At 67.5% G+C, this 23817-nt stretch carries 18 protein-coding genes, 4 tRNA genes and 1 pseudogene; 20 read left to right on the top strand and 3 right to left on the bottom strand.

The features are described 5' to 3' along the window. Positions 1 to 247: 247 nt before the first annotated feature. The gene (locus ACTIL2_RS10820; protein ID WP_442337477.1) at positions 248 to 1192 is read right to left on the bottom strand and encodes a 1,4-dihydroxy-2-naphthoyl-CoA synthase; all 945 of its coding nucleotides are present in this window, start codon (positions 1190 to 1192) and stop codon (positions 248 to 250) included. A gap of 22 nt (positions 1193 to 1214) precedes the next feature. Here ACTIL2_RS10820 and ACTIL2_RS10815 point away from each other — a divergent pair, with 22 nt between their 5' ends. The 6 genes from ACTIL2_RS10815 (at position 1215) to ACTIL2_RS10790 (ending at position 9325) form a co-directional block, all read left to right on the top strand. Beyond that, positions 1215 to 2273: an o-succinylbenzoate synthase gene (locus tag ACTIL2_RS10815; RefSeq protein WP_442337476.1), complete on the top strand. Its 1059-nt coding sequence runs from the start codon at positions 1215 to 1217 to the stop codon at positions 2271 to 2273. A 280-nt stretch (positions 2274 to 2553) separates the two neighbouring features. Further along, positions 2554 to 4929, top strand: coding sequence for an ATP-binding cassette domain-containing protein (locus ACTIL2_RS10810; RefSeq protein ID WP_442337475.1), 2376 nt, complete (start codon positions 2554 to 2556; stop codon positions 4927 to 4929). Between the two features lie 70 nt (positions 4930 to 4999). Then, entirely contained in the window at positions 5000 to 6880 is a 1881-nt protein-coding gene (menD, locus tag ACTIL2_RS10805) for a 2-succinyl-5-enolpyruvyl-6-hydroxy-3-cyclohexene-1-carboxylic-acid synthase (protein WP_442337474.1), read from the top strand. After that, a complete protein-coding gene (locus ACTIL2_RS10800; protein ID WP_442337473.1) occupies positions 6877 to 7368 on the top strand; it encodes a DUF3592 domain-containing protein in 492 nt (163 codons plus the stop codon). The genes menD and ACTIL2_RS10800 overlap by 4 nt, the downstream gene beginning before the upstream one ends. Before the next feature lie 84 nt (positions 7369 to 7452). Then, positions 7453 to 8604, top strand: coding sequence for a glycosyltransferase family 4 protein (locus tag ACTIL2_RS10795; protein ID WP_442337472.1), 1152 nt, complete (start codon positions 7453 to 7455; stop codon positions 8602 to 8604). A 19-nt stretch (positions 8605 to 8623) separates the two neighbouring features. Next, positions 8624 to 9325 carry a demethylmenaquinone methyltransferase gene (locus ACTIL2_RS10790; RefSeq protein ID WP_442337471.1) on the top strand — a complete coding sequence of 234 codons (702 nt, stop codon included), beginning with the start codon at positions 8624 to 8626 and terminating at the stop codon, positions 9323 to 9325. On the opposite strand, the gene ACTIL2_RS10785 is transcribed toward ACTIL2_RS10790, so the two are convergent. Continuing rightward, on the bottom strand, positions 9322 to 10656 hold the full coding sequence (locus ACTIL2_RS10785) for a geranylgeranyl reductase family protein (protein ID WP_442337470.1): 1335 nt from the start codon (positions 10654 to 10656) through the stop codon (positions 9322 to 9324). The genes ACTIL2_RS10790 and ACTIL2_RS10785 overlap by 4 nt on opposite strands. 145 nt (positions 10657 to 10801) lie before the next feature. On the opposite strand from ACTIL2_RS10785, the gene ACTIL2_RS10780 reads away from it, so the two are divergent. From ACTIL2_RS10780 to rplA, 9 genes are all read left to right on the top strand, one after another. Next, complete coding sequence (locus tag ACTIL2_RS10780; RefSeq protein ID WP_442337469.1) at positions 10802 to 11830, top strand: polyprenyl synthetase family protein; 1029 nt, start codon at positions 10802 to 10804, stop codon at positions 11828 to 11830. Positions 11831 to 11909: 79 nt separating this feature from the next. Beyond that, positions 11910 to 11991: transfer RNA gene (locus tag ACTIL2_RS10775), tRNA-Tyr, on the top strand. Between the two features lie 187 nt (positions 11992 to 12178). Then, positions 12179 to 12251, top strand: a tRNA-Thr gene (locus ACTIL2_RS10770). 56 nt (positions 12252 to 12307) lie between these two features. Then, positions 12308 to 12381 (top strand) — tRNA-Met (locus tag ACTIL2_RS10765). Positions 12382 to 12588: 207 nt separating this feature from the next. Then, positions 12589 to 12661: transfer RNA gene (locus ACTIL2_RS10760), tRNA-Trp, on the top strand. Between the two features lie 88 nt (positions 12662 to 12749). After that, positions 12750 to 13088 (top strand): preprotein translocase subunit SecE, encoded by a 339-nt coding sequence (secE, locus tag ACTIL2_RS10755; protein WP_442337468.1) that lies wholly within the window; start codon positions 12750 to 12752, stop codon positions 13086 to 13088. 120 nt (positions 13089 to 13208) lie between these two features. Continuing rightward, entirely contained in the window at positions 13209 to 14117 is a 909-nt protein-coding gene (gene nusG, locus ACTIL2_RS10750) for a transcription termination/antitermination protein NusG (protein ID WP_442337467.1), read from the top strand. A 186-nt stretch (positions 14118 to 14303) separates the two neighbouring features. Next, the gene (gene rplK / locus ACTIL2_RS10745; RefSeq protein ID WP_442337466.1) at positions 14304 to 14750 is read left to right on the top strand and encodes a 50S ribosomal protein L11; all 447 of its coding nucleotides are present in this window, start codon (positions 14304 to 14306) and stop codon (positions 14748 to 14750) included. A gap of 78 nt (positions 14751 to 14828) precedes the next feature. Continuing rightward, a complete protein-coding gene (gene rplA / locus ACTIL2_RS10740) occupies positions 14829 to 15542 on the top strand; it encodes a 50S ribosomal protein L1 (RefSeq protein ID WP_442337465.1) in 714 nt (237 codons plus the stop codon). A 96-nt stretch (positions 15543 to 15638) separates the two neighbouring features. On the opposite strand, the gene ACTIL2_RS10735 is transcribed toward rplA, so the two are convergent. Then, on the bottom strand, positions 15639 to 16592 hold the full coding sequence (locus tag ACTIL2_RS10735) for an esterase/lipase family protein (RefSeq protein WP_442337464.1): 954 nt from the start codon (positions 16590 to 16592) through the stop codon (positions 15639 to 15641). A 446-nt stretch (positions 16593 to 17038) separates the two neighbouring features. Between ACTIL2_RS10735 and rplJ the strand changes: the two genes are divergently transcribed. The 5 genes and pseudogenes from rplJ to ACTIL2_RS10710 all read left to right on the top strand — a co-directional run. Beyond that, the gene (rplJ, locus tag ACTIL2_RS10730; protein WP_442337463.1) at positions 17039 to 17557 is read left to right on the top strand and encodes a 50S ribosomal protein L10; all 519 of its coding nucleotides are present in this window, start codon (positions 17039 to 17041) and stop codon (positions 17555 to 17557) included. Positions 17558 to 17660: 103 nt separating this feature from the next. Next, positions 17661 to 18044 (top strand): 50S ribosomal protein L7/L12, encoded by a 384-nt coding sequence (rplL, locus tag ACTIL2_RS10725; RefSeq protein ID WP_442337462.1) that lies wholly within the window; start codon positions 17661 to 17663, stop codon positions 18042 to 18044. Positions 18045 to 18137: 93 nt separating this feature from the next. Next, on the top strand, positions 18138 to 19136 hold the full coding sequence (locus ACTIL2_RS10720; RefSeq protein WP_442337461.1) for a DUF3068 domain-containing protein: 999 nt from the start codon (positions 18138 to 18140) through the stop codon (positions 19134 to 19136). A gap of 373 nt (positions 19137 to 19509) precedes the next feature. Next, entirely contained in the window at positions 19510 to 23046 is a 3537-nt protein-coding gene (gene rpoB / locus ACTIL2_RS10715) for a DNA-directed RNA polymerase subunit beta (RefSeq protein ID WP_442337460.1), read from the top strand. 83 nt (positions 23047 to 23129) lie between these two features. Further along, positions 23130 to 23817: pseudogene (locus tag ACTIL2_RS10710) on the top strand (DNA-directed RNA polymerase subunit beta'); the annotation flags it as partial.

Here is a 23817-nt window from a genome sequence, read left to right as displayed (position 1 = left end):
TACCCCACGGCATTACTGCAGGTCAGTGTTCCGGGTTCTCCGGAATTAATTCAACGAAGAGTCTTGTGGATGTAACCCTGTGTTCATGTTGATCAGGGTGGTGACTGTTGTTCACCTTCAGGCACCGGTTTCCCGGTGCCCTGTGGGCCTCCGCGCGGCCGTTCGCAGGGTGTGACGAATTGCACAGCGGTCGGTCAGTCGGGCGGCGTCCCCGGCAGGCTCCGCCACCTGTCCGGGGCATGCCGGCTCAGTAGTAGTACGGGAACTCGTCCCACCGTGGCTCACGCTTCTCCAGGAACGCGTCCTTGCCCTCCGCGGCCTCATCGGTCATGTACGCAAGTCGGGTCGCTTCACCGGCGAAGACCTGCTGGCCCATCAGGCCGTCATCGGGGAGGTTGAAGGCGAACTTCAGCATCCGCTGGGCGGTCGGTGACTTCCCGTTGATCGCACGGGCCCAGTCAATGGCGGTCTCCTCGAGCTCGGCGTGGTCGGCGACCTCGTTGACCGCGCCCATCTGCTGCATCCGCTCCGCGGTGTAGGGGCGCCCCAGGAAGAAGATCTCCCGGGCGAACTTCTGGCCGACCTGCTTGGCCAGGTAGGCGGACCCGTAGCCGGCGTCGAAGGAGCCCACGTCCGCGTCGGTCTGCTTGAACTTCGCATGCTCGCGGGAGGCGATCGTCAGGTCACAGACCACGTGCAGGCTGTGCCCGCCGCCGGCAGCCCAGCCGTTGACCACCGCGATGACGACCTTCGGCATCGTCCTGATCAGCCGCTGCACCTCGAGGATATGCAGGCGTCCACCCTCCGCCTTGACGCGCGCCTCGTCCACGCTGCTGGCGTCCGCGTGCTCGACGTCGCCGTCATGGGAGGATGCGTACTGGTATCCGGAGCGTCCGCGGATCCGCTGGTCGCCGCCGGAACAGAACGCCCAGCCGCCGTCCTTCGGGCTCGGTCCGTTGCCGGTGAGCAGGATCGTGCCGACGTCGGGGGAACGCCGGGCATGGTCGAGTGCCCGGTAGAGCTCGTCGACAGTGTGCGGACGGAAGGCGTTGCGGACCTCCGGGCGGTCGAAGGCGATACGCACGATGCCGTTCTTCCGGCCCTCACCGGCATGCCGGTGGTAGGTGATGTCGTCGAAGTCGAAGCCGGGGACGTCGTGCCACTGGTTGGGGTCAAAGGGGTTTTCGCTCATGGGGCCATCGTAGGGTGTGGGCATGGACCAATCCGTGATTCCCTCACTCGACGACATCCGCGACCGTGCCCGCGTGGTCACCTGCCCTCTGCGCGTTCCGTTCCGCGGGGTGACCTCGCGCGAGTTCATGCTGGTCGAGGCGCCGAACGGGTGGGTGGAATGGTCACCGTTCCTGGAGTACGGCGCGGAGGAAGCGTCCCGCTGGCTGGCTTCGGCGGTGGAGCTTGGGTGGGGACGCCTACCTGAGCCCTCCCTTGATTCCGTCGAGGTCAACGCCACCATTCCCGCGGTGGACGTCGCTGCCGACCAGGAGGCCGTCCCGCGGCTGCTGGCCCGCTACCCAGGGTGCACCACCGCGAAGGTCAAGGTCGCCGAGCGCGGGCAGACCCTGGCCGATGACGTGGCCCGCGTCCGTGCCGTCCGCGAGGCGCGTCCCGGTGTCGCGGTGCGTGTGGACGCGAACGCGGGCTGGACGGTGGACGAGGCCTTCGCTGCGGCGGTCGCTCTGACTGATCCACGGGAGGGTGGCGGCCCTCTGGACTACATGGAACAGCCGTGCGCCACTGTCGCTGAGTTGGCCGAGCTGCGAAAGCGGTTGGGGTCGCGGGGGATGATGGTCCGGATTGCCGCCGATGAGCTGATCCGGAAAGCGTCCGATCCACTGGCCGTGGTGCAGGCCAATGCGTGTGATGTGGCGGTGCTGAAGGCCGCGCCGCTGGGTGGTCCGTCGCAGGTGCGCGCCATTGCCGAGGAGGTCGGACGCTACGGTGTGGCGGTCACCGTCTCCTCCGCTCTGGAGTCCGCGGTGGGTATGTTCGCGGGGCTGTACTCGGCGGCGACGCTGCCCGGCTACACCGATGACGAGGACATGGTTGTCGCCCCGCAGGCTGCCGGGCTGGCCACCGGGTCATTGTTCGCCGAGGACGTCTGTGAGCCCCGGGAGATCGTGGACGGACGGCTTGAGGTGTCGCAGTTGACGCCTGTGCCCGAGCGGTTGGACGCTCTGGCGTCCTCCTCGGAGCGGAAGGACTGGTGGTTCGAGCGTCTGGCTGCGGCGTACGGGGTGCTGTCGGGCCTGTAAGAGCCTGGTTGCGTGACCCCGGCCGAAATAAACGCTTGTCGGGGCACGCTTTCTCCGTACAGCCCGTACCTCGGTAAGCGCTGATTTCGACGCTACGGGTGGGCCCCGACGTTCCGGGACAATCAGGAGAACTATGTCGGACCAGCATGAGACCTGGGGCACATCCGGGTTCCTTCCCATCACACGAGGAGGCCAGTCAGGCCCGGCAGTGTGTTGGTTGGGTACGCAGGGTCATGGAGAAGCACGCAGGGGCGCCAGCCTTTCCGGTATAAACGACCGGATGAGCGCTGAGACTTCTGCTGATCCGTCCCCCGCCAACCCCGACAGCCACGACACCATCCACGTCCGCGGAGCCCGGGCGAACAACCTGAAGAACATCGACGTCGATATCCCCAAACGCCGGCTCACCGTATTCACCGGCGTCTCCGGCTCCGGAAAGTCCTCCCTCGTCTTCGGCACCGTCGCCGCCGAATCCCGCCGTCTGATCGACGAAACCTACAGTGCCTTCGTCCAGGGCTTCATGCCCAGCCTGCCGCGTCCGGACGTGGACGTCCTGGAGAACCTCTCCCCGGCGATCATCATCGACCAGGAGCGCATGGGGGCGAACTCCCGCTCCACCGTCGGCACCGCCACCGACGTCTCCTCCCTGGTCCGCATCCTGTTCAGCCGGTTGTCCGATCCCTACGTCGGGCCGTCCGGCCACTTCTCGTTCAATCTCCCTGAAGGTTGGTGCCCGACGTGCGAGGGTAGCGGCATCGGTGCTGACCTGGACCTCTCCGCCTTCCTCGATGAGTCCAAGTCACTCAACGAGGGAGCGATCGACGCGCCGGGTTTCGGCGTCGGCGACTGGTACTGGTCCGCCTACGCCACCAACGGCCGTCTCGACCCGGACGTGCCCATCCGCGACTACACCGACGAGCAGCGCGAGTTCTTCCTCTACGCGCCCACCCAGAAACTCAAGGTCGCCAAGGAGGACAACAGCGGCTTCTCCACCACCACCTACGACGGCCTCGTTACCCGCATCCGCCGTCTCTGGATCGACCGCGACACCCCGCCGAAGCAGAAGCAGATCGTGAACTTCGTCGAGAGGATCAGCACCACCGGCCCGTGCCCGGACTGCCACGGCACGCGGCTGAAGAAGGCGTCCCGCACCGCCACCGTCGCCGGACGCACCATCGGCGAGTGGAATTCCACGCAGGTCACCGAACTCCGCGAGATGGTGGTTGGCCTGGAGAAGGACATCGGGGACGCCAGATCCGTCGGCCCGGTGCGCACCAACCTGCTCGCCATGCTCGACAACCTCATCGACGTCGGCCTCGGCTACCTCAGCCTCGACCGACCCGCCGGAACGCTGTCCGGTGGTGAGGCGCAGCGCGTGAAGATGATCCGCCACCTCGGATCGTCGCTCTCCGACGTCACCTACGTCTTCGACGAGCCGACGATCGGCCTGCACCCGCACGACATCGCCCGCATGAACGAACTGCTGCAGCGCATCCGCGACAAGGGCAACACCGTCCTCGTCGTCGAGCACAAGCCCGAAGTCATCGCCGCCGCCGACTACATCGTGGACATCGGCCCTGGCTCCGGCGAGTCCGGCGGCGAGGTTGTCTTCACCGGCACCTACCCCGAGCTCCTGGGCGCGGACACGATCACCGCGCACTCCCTGGAGGCCGGACTCTCCCTTCGCGACTCCGTCCGCGAACCGTCCGGCACGATCACCCTGGAGCACATCAAGGACAACAACCTGCAGGATGTCACGGTGGACGTCCCCCTCGGCATCCTGACCGTGGTCACCGGCGTCGCCGGTTCAGGAAAGTCCTCGCTGGTCCACGGCGGTCTGGCTGGACGCGATGGTGTGACTGTGGTCGACCAGTCGCCGATCCGGGGATCGCGCCGTTCCACCCCGGCGACCTACACGGGGATGCTGGACGACATCCGCAAACTCTTCGCCCGCGCGAACAAGGCCGACGGCGCCACCCCCGCCCACTTCAGCCCGAACTCGTCCGGTGCCTGCCCAATGTGCAACGGACTCGGCGTGGTCTACACCGACCTGGCGATCATGGCCGGAGTGGCCACGACCTGCGAGGAGTGCGGCGGCAGGCGTTTCCGCCCCGAGGTCCTGGAGTTCACCCTGGCAGGACGCACCATCAGCGACGTGCTGGACATGACGGTGCGGACCGCGACGGAGTTCTTCGGTGAGGACGTGCCGAAGAATGCCGCGTCCCGCGCGGTTGCCGGAGCGTTGGACCGCCTGGTGCAGGTGGGTCTGGACTACCTGCGGCTGGGCCAGCCGTTGAACACCCTCTCCGGGGGTGAACGGCAGCGGCTGAAACTGGCCGCGCGGATCGGGGAGGGACTGAAGGGCGGCAGTGCTGGCGCCAGTGCCGTCATCGTCGTCGACGAGCCGACCTCCGGATTGCACCTGGCGGACACCGGCACCCTGGTCACGATGATGCAGTCGTTGGTGGAGGACGGGTACAGCCTGGTTGTCATCGAGCACAACCTGGCGGTGATGGCTGCCGCGGACCGGATCATCGATGTGGGCCCGGGCGCGGGGCACGAGGGTGGCCATGTGGTCTTCGCCGGGACGCCGGCTGAGCTGACTGATGCCGACACGTTGACCGGCCGCTACCTCGCCGCTGCTGTCGGTGACTGACAGCGGGGCCGCAAGGGCGGGAATCATCCCGGAATCCTGGTTTGGTTGCCCTCGAACCCGGGAATCCGCGATGCATTCCTCCGCGGGGTCATGCGCGGTTCCTTGTCGCGGAGTGCCGCCGGGTAGCGTCAGGGGGGTGAACGAAGACAACATCCTCGCCCCGGCGACCAGGGTTGCCGCCACCATCGTGGACGCATTGGTCGCCGGTGGTGTGCGCGAGGCCGTGGTGTGCCCGGGCTCCCGGTCGGCGCCGCTGGCACTCGCCCTGGCCGAGGCCGGACGCACCGGACGGCTCCGGCTGCATGTCCGCACCGACGAACGGTCCGGATCCTTCCTGGCCCTCGGACTGGCCCGCAGGACGGGGATCCCGGTGCCGGTGGTGATGACCTCGGGCACGGCGGTGGCGAACTGCCTTCCGGCGATGGTCGAGGCGACGGCCACCGGCGTACCCCTGATCGTCCTGTCGGCGAACCGGCCGTGGGAACTGCTGGGGACCGGTGCGAACCAGACCATCGACCAGATGGGGATCTTCGGGCCGCACGCGGTGGACACCATCGGGGTGGATGCCGCGGTGGCCGGAGGATCGATGTCCGTGGAGGACGTGCGGGACGCCGTTGCCCGGGCGGTTTCTTCAGCCGAGGGGGAGCCCGGCGGCGGGGTCCAGGTGGACGTCCCCTTCGCGCCACCGCTGGTCCCCGGGTCCACCGTGGACGTCACCCTGGCCGCCCGCGAAGCACAGGAGACCCGGGCAGCCCAGACAGCCCAGACAGCCCAGACAGCACAGCCGGCGCAGGCACCTACGGCCACCGCACCAGCCGCCCCTGCACTGGCCGTCGACCTGTCCCGCCGCACGCTCGTCATCGCCGGGGACGTCCACGACCGGGTGTGGGCCGACCGGATCCTCGACGCCCTCGCCGGTGTCCCGACCATCGCCGAACCGGGGTCCCCCGCCCCGGACAACCCCGTGCACCCGGCTGCGGCGGGGCTGCTGACCGGCACGGACGGTACCGCGGACAGCACCATTGGTACATCCGACTACACGGCCACGGTGCGTCCGGAGCAGATTGTCCTCGTCGGCCGACCCACCCTCCATCGCGCGGTGTCGACGCTGCTCGCCGACCCGGGCATCGACGTCCTCGCGGTGTCGGACCGTCCCACCCCACCGAAGGTCAACGACAACCAGCGGGAGGGCCGGGGAGTGACCGTCTCGGGCGAACACCCCGCAGGATGGCTGAAGGTGTGCAGCGCGGCCAGCGAGGTCGCCACGGATGCCGTGCGCGATGCCGTGGCCACCGACGGATTCACCGGCCTGCACGTCGCCGCCGCCGTGACCGACGGTCTGCACGACGGGGACGCGGTCCTCCTCGGGGCGTCCTCGGCGGTGCGGGACGCCTCCTGGACCGGATTGCCGTTTCCCGGGGTCACGGCCTACTCGAACCGGGGTGCATCCGGGATCGACGGGACGGTGGCCACCGCCGTCGGTGTCGCCCTGGCCCACGCCAGCGCGGAACCGGACCTGATCCGTGCCCCGCGCACCGTGGCGTTGATGGGCGACCTGACCTTCCTGCATGACCTCAACGGCCTGAACATCGGCCCGGGCGAACCGCGGCCGGACAACCTGGTCATCGTGGTGTCCAACGACGACGGCGGTGCGATCTTCGAGACCCTGGAGACCGGGGGGCCGGACCTGCGCCGGTTCGAGGACGGGACGGACGCCTTCGACCGAGTTTTCGGGACGCCCACCGGTGCGGACCTGGGTGAACTGTGCGCCGGGTACGGTGTCGCCCACGGCAGGGTGGAGAGCCTCGACGAGCTGCGTGGCGTCCTCGAGGAGCACGGCGAGGGGGCCGGCGGGTTCCTGGTCGTGGAGGCCGTGGTGTCGCGCGGACCGCGGGCACGGCTGCACCGGGAGCTTGGTGCGAAGACCACGCTGGGCGGGCCGCAGCCGTGACAGCGACTCCGGCGGCCCCGCAGCGTGGGCGCACCCGGGCGGAGTCCGCCCACCGGCACGTCATCCAGCTGGTGCTGGGACTGTTCGTCCTGGCCACGGTGGTGTGCGGGATGCTGGTGGTCAACGCCGCGCTGGGGGACTCCGCGATCAACCGCGACCGGGGTGCCGCCGTCGCGGAAGTGGTCAACGAGGGTGGCGACCGCTCGACGGTACTGGTCCGCTACCGCGATGACGCCGGGGAGTACCACTCACCGGTGCGCGGGTTGAAGTACCCCACGGGTCTGGAGCGCGGTGACCGGGTGCAGGTCGAGTACCAGCGCTCGGACACCGACAACGTGAAGGTAGCGGGCCGGTCGTGGACGCTGTCGATCCTCCCGGCACTGTCGACCTGGGCGGTGTGCGGTGTGGTCACCGTGGTGCTGCTGGTGCTGATCCGGTGGCGGTGGAACCGGTGGGTCCCGAAAGCCGGGGTGGACACGGGTCCCTGAGGACACCGGACCGTAACCCGGTGTCGCCGCAGCGTTCCCCGGGAGTTCGCGGTGCCGTCACCACGACGTGGAAGACTGGTGGGCATGCGTGTGGTCATCGTCGCCGAAAGCTTCCTGCCCGTGGTCAACGGGGTCGTCAATTCCGTCCTGAGGGTCCTGGAGCACCTCCGCACCACAGGGGATGATGCCCTGGTCATCGCCCCGGGGCCGGTGAAGGGGCAGGAGCCCGTGGACGATTACCTGGGATTCCCGGTGGTCCATGTCCCGGCGGCGCAGCTGCCCGTGGTGAACTCGCTGCCGGTGGGTGTGCCGACCAGGACGGTCCTCACCGCGATGCGGGACTTCCGTCCGGACGTCGTCCACCTGGCCAGTCCCTTCGTCCTCGGCGCGGCCGGTGCCTTCGCCGCGAAAAGACTGGGCGTGCCCACGGTTGCCGTGTACCAGACCGATGTCCCTGGATTCGCCGCGAGCTACCGTCTGGAACCGCTGACCAGCGCCGCTTGGGGAGTGGTACGGATGATCCACAACGCGGCGGCGATGACGCTCGCCCCGTCGTCGGCCACCATCGCCGAACTGGAGGAGCGGGGCGTCCGGCGCGTCCGGCACTGGGGACGCGGCGTCGACGCCGAACGGTTCTCCCCGGCCCGCCGCAGCGAGGAACTGCGCCGTGACTGGCTGGGGGAGCGCTACGACGGCACGGCGGACCGCCGCGTGGTGGGGTACGTGGGACGCCTGGCCAGCGAGAAGGCCGTGCACCGGCTGCGGGCGCTGGAGGGGCGGGGGGACGCCCAGCTCGTCGTCGTGGGCGACGGGCCCGAGCGCGCGAAGCTGGAGGGGCTGCTGCCTTCGGCGGTGTTCACCGGGGAACTCCGCGGTACGGAGCTGGCGGAGGCCTACGCCAGCCTCGACGTCTTCGTGCACACCGGGGAGTTCGAGACCTTCTGCCAGTCACTGCAGGAGGCACTGGCCAGTGGGGTGCCGTCGATCGCCCCGGCGGCCGGTGGTCCCGTGGACCTCATCGAGCACGGCGTGACCGGCGAACTGCTGGAGGTCCCGGGGTTCGAGCGGGACCTGCCGGCTGCCGTGGACCGGCTGACCGGTGGGGACCACTACGGGTTCCGGGAGCGGGCCCGCGCCGGGGTGCTGCCCCGTACCTGGCCGGGTCTGTGCGACACCCTGCTCGGGCACTACCGGGAAGCGGCCGGTGGGTTGACGGTGCCCGCGTTGAACCGGTGATGAACTAGGATTGCCCCTTGTGTCCCGAGCCAGCCTTGAGAAGAACCCGCATGACGTTGCGCGCATGTTCGACGCCGTCGGAAAGAACTACGACCTGACCAACACGGTCCTGTCCTTCGGGCAGGACCGGTTGTGGCGCAAGCGCACCCGGCGTCGCCTGGACCTGGCCCCCGGCGACCGGGTGCTCGACCTCGCCGCGGGGACCGCGGTGTCCACCGTGGAGCTCTCCGGGTCCGGTGCCTGGTGCGTGGCCTGCGACTTCTCCCCGGGGATGCTGGCTGCGGGGAAGGAACGGGACGTCCCGAAGGTCTGTGGCGACGGCATGGCGCTGCCCTTCGGCGACGACACCTTCGATGCGGTGACCATCAGCTTCGGGCTGCGCAACATCGTTGACCCCGCAGCCGGCCTGCGGGAGATGGCGCGGGTGACGAAGCCCGGCGGCAAACTCACCGTCTGTGAGTTCTCCACCCCGGTCGTCCCGGTGTTCCGCACGGTGTACATGGAGTACCTGATGCGCGCCCTTCCCGCGGTGGCCAGGGCCGTCTCCTCCAACCCGGACGCCTACGTGTACCTCGCGGAGTCCATCCGCGCCTGGCCGGACCAGGAGGGCCTGGCCTCGCTGATCACCGGCAACGGGTGGGAGGGTGCCGGCTGGCAGAACCTCACCTTCGGCATCACCGCGCTGCACAGCGCGACGAAGCCCGCCCAGAACCTGCGCTAGCCGAAGAGGGGCCGGCTGTCCTCGCGCCACAGCCGGTCCACGCCGGTGCTGAGGCGTCCGGCGCCCAACCACAGGCGCGCGGTCAGATCCCTGTCCTCTGGGGTGACGAGGTTGCCCATCAGCCGTGCCGCAGCCCCCATCACATGGGGCGCCTGCGGGCCGCGCATGCCCAACGGTCCGACGGCGGAGAGGAGCCCGGGCATGGTCAGCAGCGTCGCCAGACGGCGGGCGAGCGAGAACGCGTCCCCGTACCGTCCCCGCAGGTGGGACGGCCACATGTCGGACAGGCCCCGGGGGTTGCGGGCGGAGTCCGGCAGCATCTCCACCACGTCCGAGGCGGATTCGAGCGCGTAGTCGATCCCCTCGCCGTTGAGCGGGTTGACCAGGGCGGCGGTGTCGCCGATGGCGGCCCAGTTCGCCCCGGCGACCCGGGTCACCGCCCCGCCCATCGGCAGCAGGGCACCGGCGACGGCCTGCGGCTCTCCGAGCTCCCACTCCCCACGGCACTGGTCGGCGTAGGTGGACAGCAGCTTGCGGACGTTGACCTGCGCCGGACGCGAGGACGTCGACAGTGCGCCGCAGCCCAGGTTCACCGCCTGCTCCCGGTCGCCCAGCGGGAAGATCCACCCGTACCCCGGTTGCGCCACACCCACGGCGTCGCGCAGTTCCAGGTGGGAGTGGATCCACGGTTCGTCGGCGAACGGGGTGGGGCAGTAGGAGCGGGCGGCGACACCGTGGACGAGGCCGCGCAGCCACCGGGTGCCCAGCTGGCGGGCCACCCCACTGCGCACCCCCTCGGCGAGCAGGAGGAACCGGCAGCTGACCGTGAGGTCGTCCCCGTTGTCCCCGGCGCCCTTCCCGGTCCGCGTCCGGCCGCGGGTGAATCGCACGGACCGTACCCGGTTGGTTCCCGCCACCAGGTCGGACGTGACGTCCACCGCCTTGACGCCGGTGATCAGGCGGGCACCGGACGACACCGCATGTTCGACCAGGGAGTTGTCCAGCACGCTGCGTGGTACAGCTGTACCCCGGGCGGGGAACGCCGGGTGGTCGGGCCACGGGGCGGTCACCGAGCCACCGAAGCCGTGCAGTTTCAGGCCCCGGATCAGCGGCTGGCCGTCCACGAGGGGGACTCCGGGGGTCATGGCGCCCATCGCCTCGAGTGCGTGCACCGCGCGGGGTGTGAGTCCGTCGCCGCAGGTCTTGTCCCGTGGGAAGTCCTGCATGTCGGCCAGCACGACGTCCCACCCCGCAGTGGCTGCGGCATGGGCGGCGGCGGATCCTGCGGGGCCGGCGCCGACAATCAGGACCTCGCACGTTGCGTCATTCATCGGAACCTATTGTGGCACGTTCCGCGGCCCGTGTTCGCCTTGAGGTGCTGGTCTACAGTAGCGTGAGTGTTCGTCCCGGGTTGCGTCGGTGACGGGACCGAACTTTTTGACGAGATGATCTGGACGGACAGAGGCTACGTAATCAATGGCAAGCACTAACTCGGATGCGCGGGCGGGTCTCGACCTTGGCGACGAGAACCTGAACACCTCCGTCCCGGATGGCCTCGAGCGGGTCGAGTCGCGGCTCCGTGAGGTCCTCTCGGCGGGGGAGAGCTTCCTCACCGACAAGATCAGCCATCTCGCGGTCTCCGGTGGCAAGCGGTTCCGTCCGATGTTCGCCCTGCTTGCCGGGCAGTACGGGGAAGGCGCGCAGGACGTGCCGGTCACCGAACGCCCCGAGATCATCGACGCGGCCGTCGTGGTCGAACTGACCCACCTGGCAACGCTGTACCACGACGACGTGATGGACGAGGCCGACCGCCGCCGCGGAGCCCCCAGTGCCAACGCCCGGTGGTCGAACTCGGTGGCGATCCTGGCCGGCGACTACATCTTCGCCGTGGCATCCCGCATCATGGCCGACCTGGGCACGGACACCGTCCGGCACTTCGCCGACACCTTCGGTGAGCTGGTCACCGGCCAGATGCGTGAGACTGTCGGCACCTCCGACGGGGTCGACGAGATCGAGCACTACATGATGGTCATCCAGGAGAAGACCGGCGTGCTGATCGCCTCCGCCGGCTATCTCGGTGCGCTGCACAGTGGCGCAACGGAGGAGCACCGCACAGCGTTGTTCCACTTCGGACGCCACATGGGGCAGGTGTTCCAGATCGTCGACGACATCATCGACATCTGGTCGGACCCGGAGGTCTCCGGGAAGGTGCCGGGCACGGACCTGCGCGAAGGAGTGTTCACCCTGCCGGTGCTCTACGCGATGCAGGAGCAGAACCCCGGCGGCGAACGGCTGCGGGAACTGCTCACCGGGCCGGTGACCGACGATGCCCTCGTGGACGAGGCACTGACCCTCATCCGGGCCTCCGGAGGGCGCACACGGTCACTGGAGGACGTGGAGCGCTACCGGGGCTACGGTGAGGACGAACTGGCGAAGCTGCCGGACGTCCCGGCGACGAGTGCACTGCGCCGTCTCATGGAGTTCTCCCTTCAGCGTCTCGGCTGAGTTCTGCCGTGGCTGACCTGCTGATTTGCGGCAGTTCACCTGTCTCGTAGTAGGGTATCCATCGCGCCGTACGGCGCATGCCAGGTTGCCCGAGCGGCCAAAGGGAGCGGACTGTAAATCCGCCGGCACTGCCTTCAAAGGTTCGAATCCTTTACCTGGCACAGACCGACCGCCCGGGGAGTGGAAACACTCCCCGGGCGGTTTTCGTTTAACCCACTATTTCGTGGCGGGGGCGTCCGTGGTGTCGGGGAGCGGGGTTACGGTCTGGTTTTATCCGGAGTGACCAGGTGATTTGTGGAAGCATGGGCGGTCTGGTTATTCTACTTCAGGCTTCACGAGCTGAAGCACGCCCCCTTAGCTCAGTCGGTAGAGCGTTTCCATGGTAAGGAAAAGGTCGACAGTTCGATTCTGTCAGGGGGCTCAAGTCATTTTGAGGCGTTCCCGGATACACCGGTTCCTGCCGGTAGGAATGGCCCTGGCGGTGTAGCTCAGATGGTTAGAGCGCACGACTCATAATCGTGAGGTCCCGGGTTCGATCCCCGGCATCGCTACAACGCGCAGAGCATTCCCTGGCCCCGCACCGTCAACGGTGCGGGGCCCTGTGCATGTCGTGGACGGGTCGTCCCGCACGGTGGCCGGGGCGTATTTGTCGGGTCCCCGGGGGGCTGATACACTGCTCCGGTGCCGTTACGACGGCACCGCCCGTGGAGTGTTTCAGCCGTACCCGTGTTTCAGGTACGCTTGTGGACGCAACGCGAAGGGGCGTGGCTCAATTGGCAGAGCAGCGGTCTCCAAAACCGCAGGTTGCAGGTTCAAGTCCTGTCGCCCCTGCACATGCCCCCGGAGGCCCCGGACATGGTGGACACCACCGCGCCCGGGACACCCCGGGGGACAGATACCCCGAGGAGCTGAAGATCACGTGAGTGACGACAAGAACAACGACACCGGCGCTGCCGGTTCGCCGTTGCGCCCGTCCGGCAAGCGTCAGGTCAGCGAGTCCGGGAACGGTGCCGACCGGGACTCCCGGTCGGAGATCAAGGTCTCCGATGACGCCGCGACGTCCGGAGGCGCCGGCAGCAAGGTCCTGGCCTTCCCCCGCTCGGTGGGATCCGAGCTCAAGAAGGTCATCTGGCCGACCAGTCGTGAAATGGTCACCTACTCGATCGTGACCATCGTGTTCCTGATCGTGATCACCGCACTGTGCACCGGAGTCGACCTCCTCACAGGCGAGGGAATCAACTTCATGTTCGGCCTGTAGGCGTGCTAGGATCGTCTGCATAAACCACCGCCTCCGCCTCACGGCGAGGCGGATTTTTCATGCGGGGCCGTGTAGGCCCGCAGTAACTTCACCTGTTTACCTTTGGGAGATGATGAGCCGATGAGTGACGAGAGCACCCACGACAGCACCACCGCGGAGGGCCTTGCCGCCGCCGCGCACGAGGACGTCCAGCAGGCCGTCAGTGAGCTCGCCGGGACCCCCGCGTTCAGCGACGGGGCGGAAACCCCTGCCACGGAAGGCGCCCAGACCCCGACGGCTGAGGACGTCTCCGGCGCCGAAGGTGCAGTGGACGGGTCGGGCTCCGAGGCCGCTGCCCCGGAGCCCAGTGCTGAGGACGCGGCGATGGCCGCCTACAAGACGCGCCTGCGCGAGTTCATGCGCGCCCTGAAGAAGCTCGACGGTGAGTGGTACATCATCCAGTGCTACTCCGGCTACGAGAACAAGGTGAAGACCAACCTGGAGATGCGTGCCCAGACCCTGGGTGTCGACCAGCAGATCCACGAGGTCGTCGTCCCCATCGAGGAGATCACCGAGCTCAAGGACGGCAAGCGCAAGCGGATCAAGCGCAAGCTGCTGCCGGGCTACGTCCTGGTGCGCATCGAGCTCGATGACGCTTCCTGGTCCGTCATCCGTGACACCCCGGGTGTGACCTCCTTCGTGGGTAACGAGGGCAAGCCGACCCCGGTCAAGATCCGCGAGGTCGCGAAGTTCCTGCTCCCCCCGGAGGCAGCGACCGCCCCCGCCGACGTCGAGGAGGCCGACTCCGCCGCAGGTGTCGACGTCAGCGACACCGGTGTCGCCATGGCACCGACCCCGCTGGCCGACCAGGTCGAGGTCGACTTCGAGGTCGGGGAGTCCGTCACGGTGCTCTCCGGTCCGTTCGCCTCGGTGTCCGCCACGATCTCCGAGATCGACGCCGCGAACAGCAAGCTCAAGGCCCTGGTCTCGATCTTCGGCCGTGAGACCCCGGTTGACCTGGCATTTGACCAGGTCGAGAAGCTCAACTAGAGTTTGACCGTTGCCTGTCCCCGCGGAAGTCCTGTACTTCCCCAGACGGGTGGCAATCAGACATCCCACCCGGTGGCCGGTATCCAGTCCGGCATCCGGTCAGGTGCGTCCGCCAACGCCATAGGCGGACACGAGCCAGTCGCCGCGTGCGGCATCAGCACCTGGTACCACGTGAAGAGGTGAACCATGGCAAAGAAGAAGAAAAAGGTCACAGGCCTGATCAAGCTGCAGATCCAGGCGGGCGCCGCTAACCCGGCACCGCCGGTCGGCCCGGCGCTCGGTGCGCACGGCGTCAACATCATGGAGTTCTGCAAGGCCTACAACGCGGCCACCGAGTCCCAGCGCGGCAGCGTCATCCCGGTGGAGATCACCGTCTACGACGACCGCAGCTTCGACTTCAAGCTGAAGACCCCGCCGGCAGCCAAGCTGCTGCTGAAGGCCGCCGGCATCCAGAAGGGCTCCGGCGTGCCCCACACCGACAAGGTCGGCCAGGTCAGCTGGGCACAGTGCCGCGAGATCGCCCAGACCAAGTTCGAGGACCTCAACGCGAACGACCTCGAGAACGGCGCCCGCATCATCGCCGGCACCGCGCGCTCCATGGGCATCGACGTCCTCGACGCCCCGGCGCAGTAACCCGTCACACCAGTACCACCGTGGAAGGGCCACTTGCGGCCCGGCAACCACAGTCCAACAACCCTGATTGGAACCATCATGAGCAAGACTTCCAAGGCGTACCGCGCCGCAGCCGAGAAGGTCGACGCCGACCGTCTCTACTCCCCGATCGAGGCCGTCACGCTGGCCAAGGAGATCTCCTCCAAGAGCTACGACGCGACCGTCGACGTCGCCCTGCGCCTGGGCGTTGACCCGCGCAAGGCCGACCAGCTGGTCCGCGGCACCGTCTCCCTGCCCAACGGCACGGGTAAGAACGTCCGCGTCGTCGTCTTCGCCGAGGGCCCGAACGCCACCGCCGCCGAAGAGGCCGGCGCCGAGGCTGTCGGAACCGCCGAGCTGATCGAGAAGATCCAGGGAGGCTGGACCGACTTCGACGCCGCGATCGCCACCCCGGACCAGATGGCCAAGGTCGGCCGCGTCGCCCGCGTGCTCGGCCCGCGTGGTCTGATGCCGAACCCGAAGACCGGCACCGTCACCACCGACGTCGCCAAGGCTGTCCAGGAGATCAAGGGCGGCAAGATCTCCTTCCGCGTCGACAAGGCTGCCAACCTGCACGCCATGATCGGCAAGGCATCCTTCTCCGACAAGGCACTCGCCGAGAACTACGGCGCCCTCTTCGACGAGCTCCAGCGTCTCAAGCCCTCCGCCGCCAAGGGTCGCTACATCAAGAAGGGCACCATCTCCACCACCAACGGTCCGGGCATCCAGCTCGACACCTCCGTGGTGAAGAACTTCACCGGCGAAGAGGAGTAGTTCCCTCCAGCTCGAGCGAACCCCCGCATCCGCTGTTTCGGCGGTGCGGGGGTTCTGTGCGTTCCACGGGATGCTGAATGTCCGCGGCGTGCAGACTCAGCGGCCGCCGATCTCCCCGAGCAGTGGCAGCACACGCGCCGTCACCTGGGGGTTGTCGCGCCGGTAGGCCCCCTCCTCGCCGGAGTCGCTGTCGGACAGCCGTTCCAGGATCAGGTCCAGCGACCTGGGGGAGTACAGCATCGACATGTGATCGCTCTTGTCACCGGTGTTTCCGTGGTCCTGCAGCACATTGTTGTGGACAGTGGCGCCCTCGCCCTCCTCGAGCAGTGCCTGACGCCATGGGGTGACGATCTCGTCGTACTTCGAGGCGATCATCGTGTACGTGACCCCGGGGACAGTGTCGCCGCCGCCACTGATGTGCGCCGTGGCGTCCGACCCGACAATCTGGTCTTCGGCGCACTGCCCGAGAATCCTGCGCAGAATGACGGAGACGTCCACCTTGCCGTCCAACTTGTCCCGGAGCCAGGCGGTACCGGAACCGATACCGGTCGCGGTCGTCCCATGGGAGGAGCAGCCCAGCCCGATGATGTTGCGGATCCTCGGATCAGCCCCGCCGAAGCGGCCGTCAGTCTCGCTGACCTGGAGCAGGGACTGCGCCGAGCCCTGCGAATGGCCGATCAGATCGACCTGTGGCGCTCCGGTGGCCTCGAGGACACGGTCGATGAACTCGGCGATCTCGTCGACAGCGTCCAGCAGGGGGCCATTGGCGAAGCAGGATTTCCGGCGGCCCACGAAGCTCTCGCTGTTCGTGCCGTAGTTCAGGGCGAACAGGCGGTAGCCGCGGGACGCCAGCTCCGGGGCGATCATTGACCAGGTGTTGTAGCTGTTCAACCAGGTGCCGTGGATGAGGATGACGGGTACCGGGTGATCCTCGGGAAGGGGGGTGTCCCAGTCGTTGACGCCGCGGGGCATGCGGTCGGGGCTTCCCCAGCCACGCACGAACGCGGGCAGGAAGGATCGGTGGTTCGGTGACAGTGTGGTGGAGCTCATTTTGCTGAGTGTAGTGCCGGGCGGCCGCCTGCGGGACGGTGTCGGAAAAACTCGTGCTCCCGTGGTGCACCTGAGGTGTCCGCGGTGATACGCGAGGATCCGGCGCCGACCCCGATTTGGTCGCACCCACGGTGGGGTCTACACTCAACACCGAAGTTTGATCGCGGCATGTCCGCGAACGTTCAAGTTTCACCGGAGACCGTCGGTTGACGTCTCTCCCGGACACGTTCCGGGGAGGCGGACGAAGGACCATCGCTTCCGAGCAGATGGCGGCCCACGCAGGGAAACACGGAACACGTCGAGCACCGGCGGCCACAGCGTCGCCGTGACGTAGCTCGCTGCGCCCCGTGCCTTGCGGCACGGGGCGTCTGCTGTTCGAGGGGGGATCCCTTCACGACACCGTGGACGGTCCTACCACCGACAGACATCAGGAAGGAGGCGAGAGTATGGCAAACGCAAAGAACACGGCATCCGTCGCGGAGCTCACCGCGCGTTTCGAGAACGCCAGTGCCACTGTGCTCACCGAGTACCGTGGACTGACCGTCGCCGAGACCACCGAGCTGCGCCAGGCCCTGGGTTCCGAGGTCACCTACTCCGTCGCCAAGAACACCATGATCAAGCTGGCTGCGAAGCAGGCTGGCGTGGAGCTTGACGATGATCTGCTGACCGGACCGACTGCTGTCGCCTTCATTCAGGGCGAGGCCGTCGACGCCGCCAAGGCGTTCAAGAAGTTCGGCGCGGATCACAAGGCTCTCGTGATCAAGGGCGGCAACATGGACGGCAGTCAGCTGTCCGCCTCCCAGGTTGAGGCAATCGCCGAGCTGGACAACCGTGAGACCACCCTGGCCAAGCTGGCCGGCGCCCTGCAGGGCTCCCTCAGCAAGGCCGCCGGTCTGTTCAACGCCCCGGCATCCCAGGTCGCACGGCTCACCGCCGCGCTCCAGGAGAAGAAGGAAGCGGCCTAACCCGTCCACGGGTTGGTGCCGCAACCAGACGCGCACATACTTTTTCACCCCCCGACCTGTTCCGCGGTAAGAGCGGAACGGGACATAAAGAAAGGAAGCCACCATGGCTAAGTTCACCAACGACGAGCTCCTCGAGGCTTTCAAGGAAATGACCCTCATCGAGCTCTCTGAGTTCGTCAAGCTCTTCGAGGACACCTTCGACGTCACCGCCGCCGCCCCGGTCGCCGCTGCCGCCGCCGCCCCGGGTGCCGCTGCCCCCGCCGAGGAAGAGCAGGACGAGTTCGACGTCGTCCTCGAGGATGCCGGCGCCAAGAAGATCGGCGTGATCAAGGTCGTCCGCGAGCTCGTCTCCGGTCTGGGCCTGAAGGAGGCCAAGGAGCTGGTCGAGGCCGCTCCGAAGGCCATCGTCGAGGCCGCTTCCAAGGAAGACGCCGAGGCCGCCAAGACCAAGCTCGAAGAGGCTGGCGCCACCGTCTCCCTGAAGTAGGGTTTTCCCCTCACGGGGATACAGACTCCGATCCCGCCGCGCGTGCCCCAGGGCCCGCACGGCGGGATTAGTTCTATGGGTAGCATGGTCGGCATGCTTCCGAGATCCCGCGTCGCCGCAGTCCTCGTCCTCGGGCTGGGCTGCGTCCTCATCGCCGTCGGGTTGGCGCTGCCCGCCCTGGTGCCGCCGGAGCGGCCCGTCCCCCTGTCGCTGAGTGAATCCCAGCTGTCCCTGCATGACCCGGAGGCCGAGGTCGGTCCGTCCTACCTCGGGGAGGACGCCGACGGGCCGGTGACCGCACCGGTGACGAAGACCTACGCGGTGACACTGGGGGAGCCGGCGGAGGAGGACTCCGCCTCCGCGCAGGTGGGAGTCACCTCGCTGCGTGACGACGTCGAGGACGAGAATGCGGCGCTGCTGGACGCCGAGGTCTGGTCCTACCGGATCGACCGGATGTCCGGCGCCTCGCTGGGGGAGGCGAAGGTGGCCGACGTCCCGGGGACGCCGGCCGCGGACTCGTCGGTGTCGGGACAGTGGCTGTCATTCCCCCGGGACACCGAGCAGCAGGAGTACCCGGTGTTCGACAATCTCCTGCGCCGCGACCTGCCCGCCCATTTCGTGCAGACGGAGGACATCGGCGGGACGGAGGTCTACGTGTTCCGCCAGGATCTGGAGGCCGAGCCGGTGGGGCAGGAGAACCCCGGCTACTTCCGGGGCAGCACCTCTGCCGGCGACGACGGGGGGGACGCACCGCTGATGCGGTCGGGGACCAGGGAGTTCCGCGTTGAGCCGTCCAGCGGGATGATCGTGTCGGTGTCCGAGGACCTGCGGGACTTCTACGCGGCGTCCGGGGACGCAGGGGGAGGGGACGGAGCGGACGGTGAGGTCGAGCTGCTGTCGTCCTTCACCGGTGAGACCCCGGGGGAGGAGCGCGAGGACCTGCTTTCGCAGGCGACCGAGCTGGGGGAGGACCGCCCGACGAGGCCGTGGGGTATTGCGCTCACCGTCACGGGTGCTATCGTGGCACTCGGTTCAGCTGTGGTGGCTCTCCGGCCCCAGCGTGCCGGGCGTGCGCAGCGCCCGGAGGCGTGAGGGACCCATTCGGGGGTGGGATAACTGTGCGTGTCGCTGGGGTGGACATCCGGTGACGGGTGATATACGATCGATCGTTGCGCTGGATTGACGTCCGGTGATGTAGCGGCAACAACATGAGATGACCTTGATGAGTGACGTTTCGGGAGGGATCGACATGGTCACGGCACGGTGGAGCACCACGGTGTCTGACTACGCCGGTCGAGCCGGAGACGGTAACTTGACAAGGTCCATTAACTGTTTCCGGACCCGCTGAAATCACAACGTCAGTCCCCCACAGACCACCGCAGACCGTACGCTCATTAGCAACCGCGTCCGCCGCGGCCGGGCCGTCCCCTTCGCAGGGGGTCCCGTCCACGACCGGACACGTGAGGTGCTGGAAGGACCCATCTTGGCAGTCTCCCGCCAGACCAGTTCCACCCCCGGAATCACTGGAGCAGCAGACTCCGGAATCCCCGGAGCTTCGCAACGCTACTCCTTCGCGAAGATCGACGCGCCTATCGAGGTTCCCGGTCTTCTCGACGTCCAGAGAGATTCCTTCGCCTGGCTCGTCGGCACGCCCCAGTGGCGCGCCCGGAAGCAGGCAGAGGCCGGGGAGGGTGTGCGCATCGCCTCCGGTCTCGAGGACATCCTCGACGAGTTGTCCCCTGTCGAGGACTACTCCGAGAACATGTCCCTGACGCTGTCCGAGCCGCGCTTCGACGATGTGAAGAACACCGTCGACGAGTGCAAGGACAAGGACATCAACTACTCGGCTCCGCTGTACGTCACCGCGGAGTTCACCAACGCGATGTCCGGTGAGATCAAGAGCCAGACCGTCTTCATCGGTGATTTCCCGATGATGACCGACAAGGGCACCTTCATCATCAACGGCACCGAGCGTGTCGTGGTGTCCCAGCTCGTCCGCTCCCCGGGCGTCTACTTCGACGAGTCCATCGACCCGGGCACCGAGCGCCCCCTGCACGCGGTGAAGGTGATCCCGTCCCGCGGTGCATGGCTGGAGTTCGACGTCGACAAGCGCGACACCGTCGGCGTGCGCATCGACCGTAAGCGCCGCCAGCCGGTCACCGTCCTGCTGAAGGCACTCGGCCTGACGACCGAGGAGATCACCGAGCGTTTCGGGTTCTCCGAGATCATGATGTCCACCCTCGAGAAGGACGGCGTCGCCAACACCGACGAGGCCCTGCTGGAGATCTACCGCAAGCAGCGTCCCGGCGAGTCGCCCACCCGCGACTCCGCCCAGGCCCTGCTGGAGAACAGCTTCTTCAAGGCCAAGCGCTACGACCTGGCCAAGGTCGGCCGTTACAAGGTCAACCGCAAGCTCGGCCTGGGTTCGGCCGGCGAGGGTCCGATGACCCTCACCGAGCAGGACATCCTGACCACCATCGAGTACCTGGTGCGTCTGCACTCCGGTGAGAAGTCCATGACCTCCCCCGACAGCGTGGAGATCCCGCTGGGCACCGACGACATCGACCACTTCGGCAACCGTCGTGTGCGTACCGTCGGTGAGCTCATCCAGAACCAGATCCGTGTGGGCCTGTCCCGCATGGAGCGTGTCGTGCGTGAGCGCATGACCACGCAGGACGCGGAGTCGATCACCCCGACCTCGCTGATCAACGTCCGTCCGGTCTCCGCGGCGATCCGCGAGTTCTTCGGAACCTCGCAGATGTCGCAGTTCATGGACCAGAACAACTCGCTGTCCGGCCTGACGAACAAGCGTCGTCTCTCCGCCCTGGGCCCCGGCGGCCTGTCGCGTGAGCGCGCCGGCCTCGAGGTCCGCGACGTCCACCCGTCGCACTACGGCCGCATGTGCCCGATCGAGACCCCGGAGGGTCCGAACATCGGCCTGATCGGTTCCCTGGCGTCCTTCGCCCGGGTCAACCCGTTCGGCTTCATCGAGACCCCGTACCGCCGGGTCGAGCAGGGCCAGATCACCGACGTGGTCGACTACCTCACCGCCGATGAGGAGGATCGCCACATCATCGCGCAGGCGAACACCCCCTTCGACGCGAACAAGCAGTTCACCGAGGAGCAGATCGAGGTCCGTCTGCGTGGCGGCGACGTCGAGGTCGTCCCGGCCTCCGAGGTCGACTACATGGACGTCTCCCCGCGCCAGATGGTCTCCGTGGCGACCGCCATGATTCCGTTCCTGGAGCACGACGACGCCAACCGCGCCCTGATGGGTGCGAACATGCAGCGCCAGGCCGTGCCGCTGCTCCGCGCCGAGGCACCGTTCGTCGGTACCGGCATGGAGCAGCGCGCCGCCTACGACGCGGGCGACGTCATCGTCTCCCCGAAGGCCGGTGCCGTGGAGTTCGTGTCCGCCGATTACGTCACCATCATGGACGACGACGGCGTGCGCGACACCTACATGCTGCGCAAGTTCGAGCGCACCAACCAGGGCACCTGCTACAACCAGAAGCCGCTGGTCAACCAGGGTGACCGCGTCGAGGCCGGCCAGGCCATCGCCGACGGCCCCGGCACCGACAACGGTGAGATGGCGCTGGGCCGCAACCTGCTGGTCGCCATCATGCCGTGGGAGGGCCACAACTACGAGGACGCCATCATCCTCAACCAGCGCATGGTTGAGCAGGACATCCTCACCTCGATCCACATCGAGGAGCACGAGATCGACGCCCGCGACACCAAGCTGGGCCCGGAGGAGATCACCCGCGACATCCCGAACGTCGGCGACGACGTGCTGGCGGACCTCGACGACCGCGGCATCGTCCGCATCGGCGCCGACGTCCGCGACGGCGATATCCTCGTCGGCAAGGTCACCCCGAAGGGCGAGACCGAGCTGACCCCGGAGGAGCGCCTGCTGCGCGCCATCTTCGGTGAGAAGGCCCGCGAGGTCCGCGACACCTCCATGAAGGTGCCCCACGGCGAGACCGGCAAGGTCATCGGCGTGCGCGTGTTCTCCCGCGAGGACGACGACGACCTGTCGCCCGGTGTCAACGAGATGGTCCGCGTGTACGTGGCCCAGAAGCGCAAGATCCAGGACGGCGACAAGCTCGCCGGCCGCCACGGCAACAAGGGTGTCGTCGGCAAGATCCTGCCCGCCGAGGACATGCCGTTCCTGCCGGACGGGACCCCGGTCGACATCATCCTGAACACCCACGGTGTGCCGCGCCGCATGAACATCGGCCAGGTGCTCGAAACCCACCTGGGCTGGCTGGCGAAGAACGGCTGGACCGTCGACGCCGACTCCGAGGACCCGAAGATCAAGGCGATGCTGGAGACCCTCCCCGAGGATCTCCACGACGTCCCGGCTGACTCGCTGACCTCGACCCCGGTCTTCGACGGCGCGTCCAACGAGGAGCTCTCCGGCCTGCTGCGTTCGGTGCGTCCGAACCGCGACGGCATCAAGCTCACCGACGAGTTCGGCAAGGCCGAGCTCATCGACGGGCGCTCCGGCGAGCCCTACCCGTACCCGGTCTCGGTCGGCTACATGTACATGCTCAAGCTGCACCACCTGGTCGACGAGAAGATCCACGCCCGTTCCACCGGTCCGTACTCCATGATCACCCAGCAGCCGCTCGGTGGTAAGGCGCAGTTCGGTGGCCAGCGCTTCGGTGAGATGGAGGTGTGGGCCATGCAGGCGTACGGCGCGGCCTACACGCTCCAGGAGCTGCTCACCATCAAGTCCGATGACGTGGTCGGCCGCGTGAAGGTCTACGAGGCCATCGTCAAGGGAGAGAACATCCCGAACCCGGGTATCCCGGAGTCCTTCAAGGTTCTCCTCCAGGAGCTGCAGTCGCTCTGCCTCAACGTCGAGGTGCTCGCTGCGGACGGTTCGCCGATGGAGCTCAGCTCCACCGACGACGACGAGCTCGACCACGCCAACGCCGCCCTGGGCATCAACCTGTCCCGGGACGAGCGTCCGGACGCGGACAGCGACGTGGGCTAGCCTCCCACCACCACACAGACAGAGTCCCAATTTTCACCGCACTACCGCCCTCCGTATGAAGACGGAGGGGAAAGGGAGTCCACGTGCTGGACGTCAACTTCTTTGACGAACTGCGTATTGGTCTCGCCACCGCCGACGATATCCGTCGGTGGTCGCACGGCGAGGTCAAGAAGCCGGAGACCATCAACTACCGCACCCTGAAGCCGGAGAAGGACGGCCTGTTCTGCGAGCGCATCTTCGGGCCAACCCGTGACTGGGAGTGCGCCTGCGGCAAGTACAAGCGAGTCCGTTACAAGGGCATCATCTGTGAGCGCTGCGGCGTCGAGGTGACCAAGTCCAAGGTCCGTCGTGAGCGCAAGGGGCACATCGAGCTGGCCGCCCCGGTCACCCACATCTGGTACTTCAAGGGCGTTCCGTCCCGGCTCGGCTACCTGCTCGACCTGGCCCCGAAGGATCTCGAGAAGATCATCTACTTCGCGGCCAACATCATCACCTCGGTGGACGAGGAGGGTCGGCACAACGACCAGACCACCCTCGAGGCCGAGATGATGCTCGAGAAGAAGGAGGTCGAGAACGACCGCGACGGCGAGCTCCAGGAGCGTTCCGAGAAGCTCGAGTCCGACCTGGCCGAGCTCGAGACCGCCGGCGCCAAGGCCGACGCCAAGCGCAAGGTCCAGACCGCGGCCGAGCGCGAGATGCGCCACATCCGTGAGCGTGCCGAGCGCGAGGTCGAGCGTCTCGACGAGATCTGGAACACCTTCGTCAAGCTCG

It is taken from the genome of Corynebacterium sp. (assembly GCF_052107835.1).
Classification (GTDB): Bacteria; Actinomycetota; Actinomycetes; order Mycobacteriales; family Mycobacteriaceae; genus Corynebacterium.
Note: the sequence above shows the minus strand (reverse complement) of the source record. Positions and strands in the feature narration are given on the sequence as shown.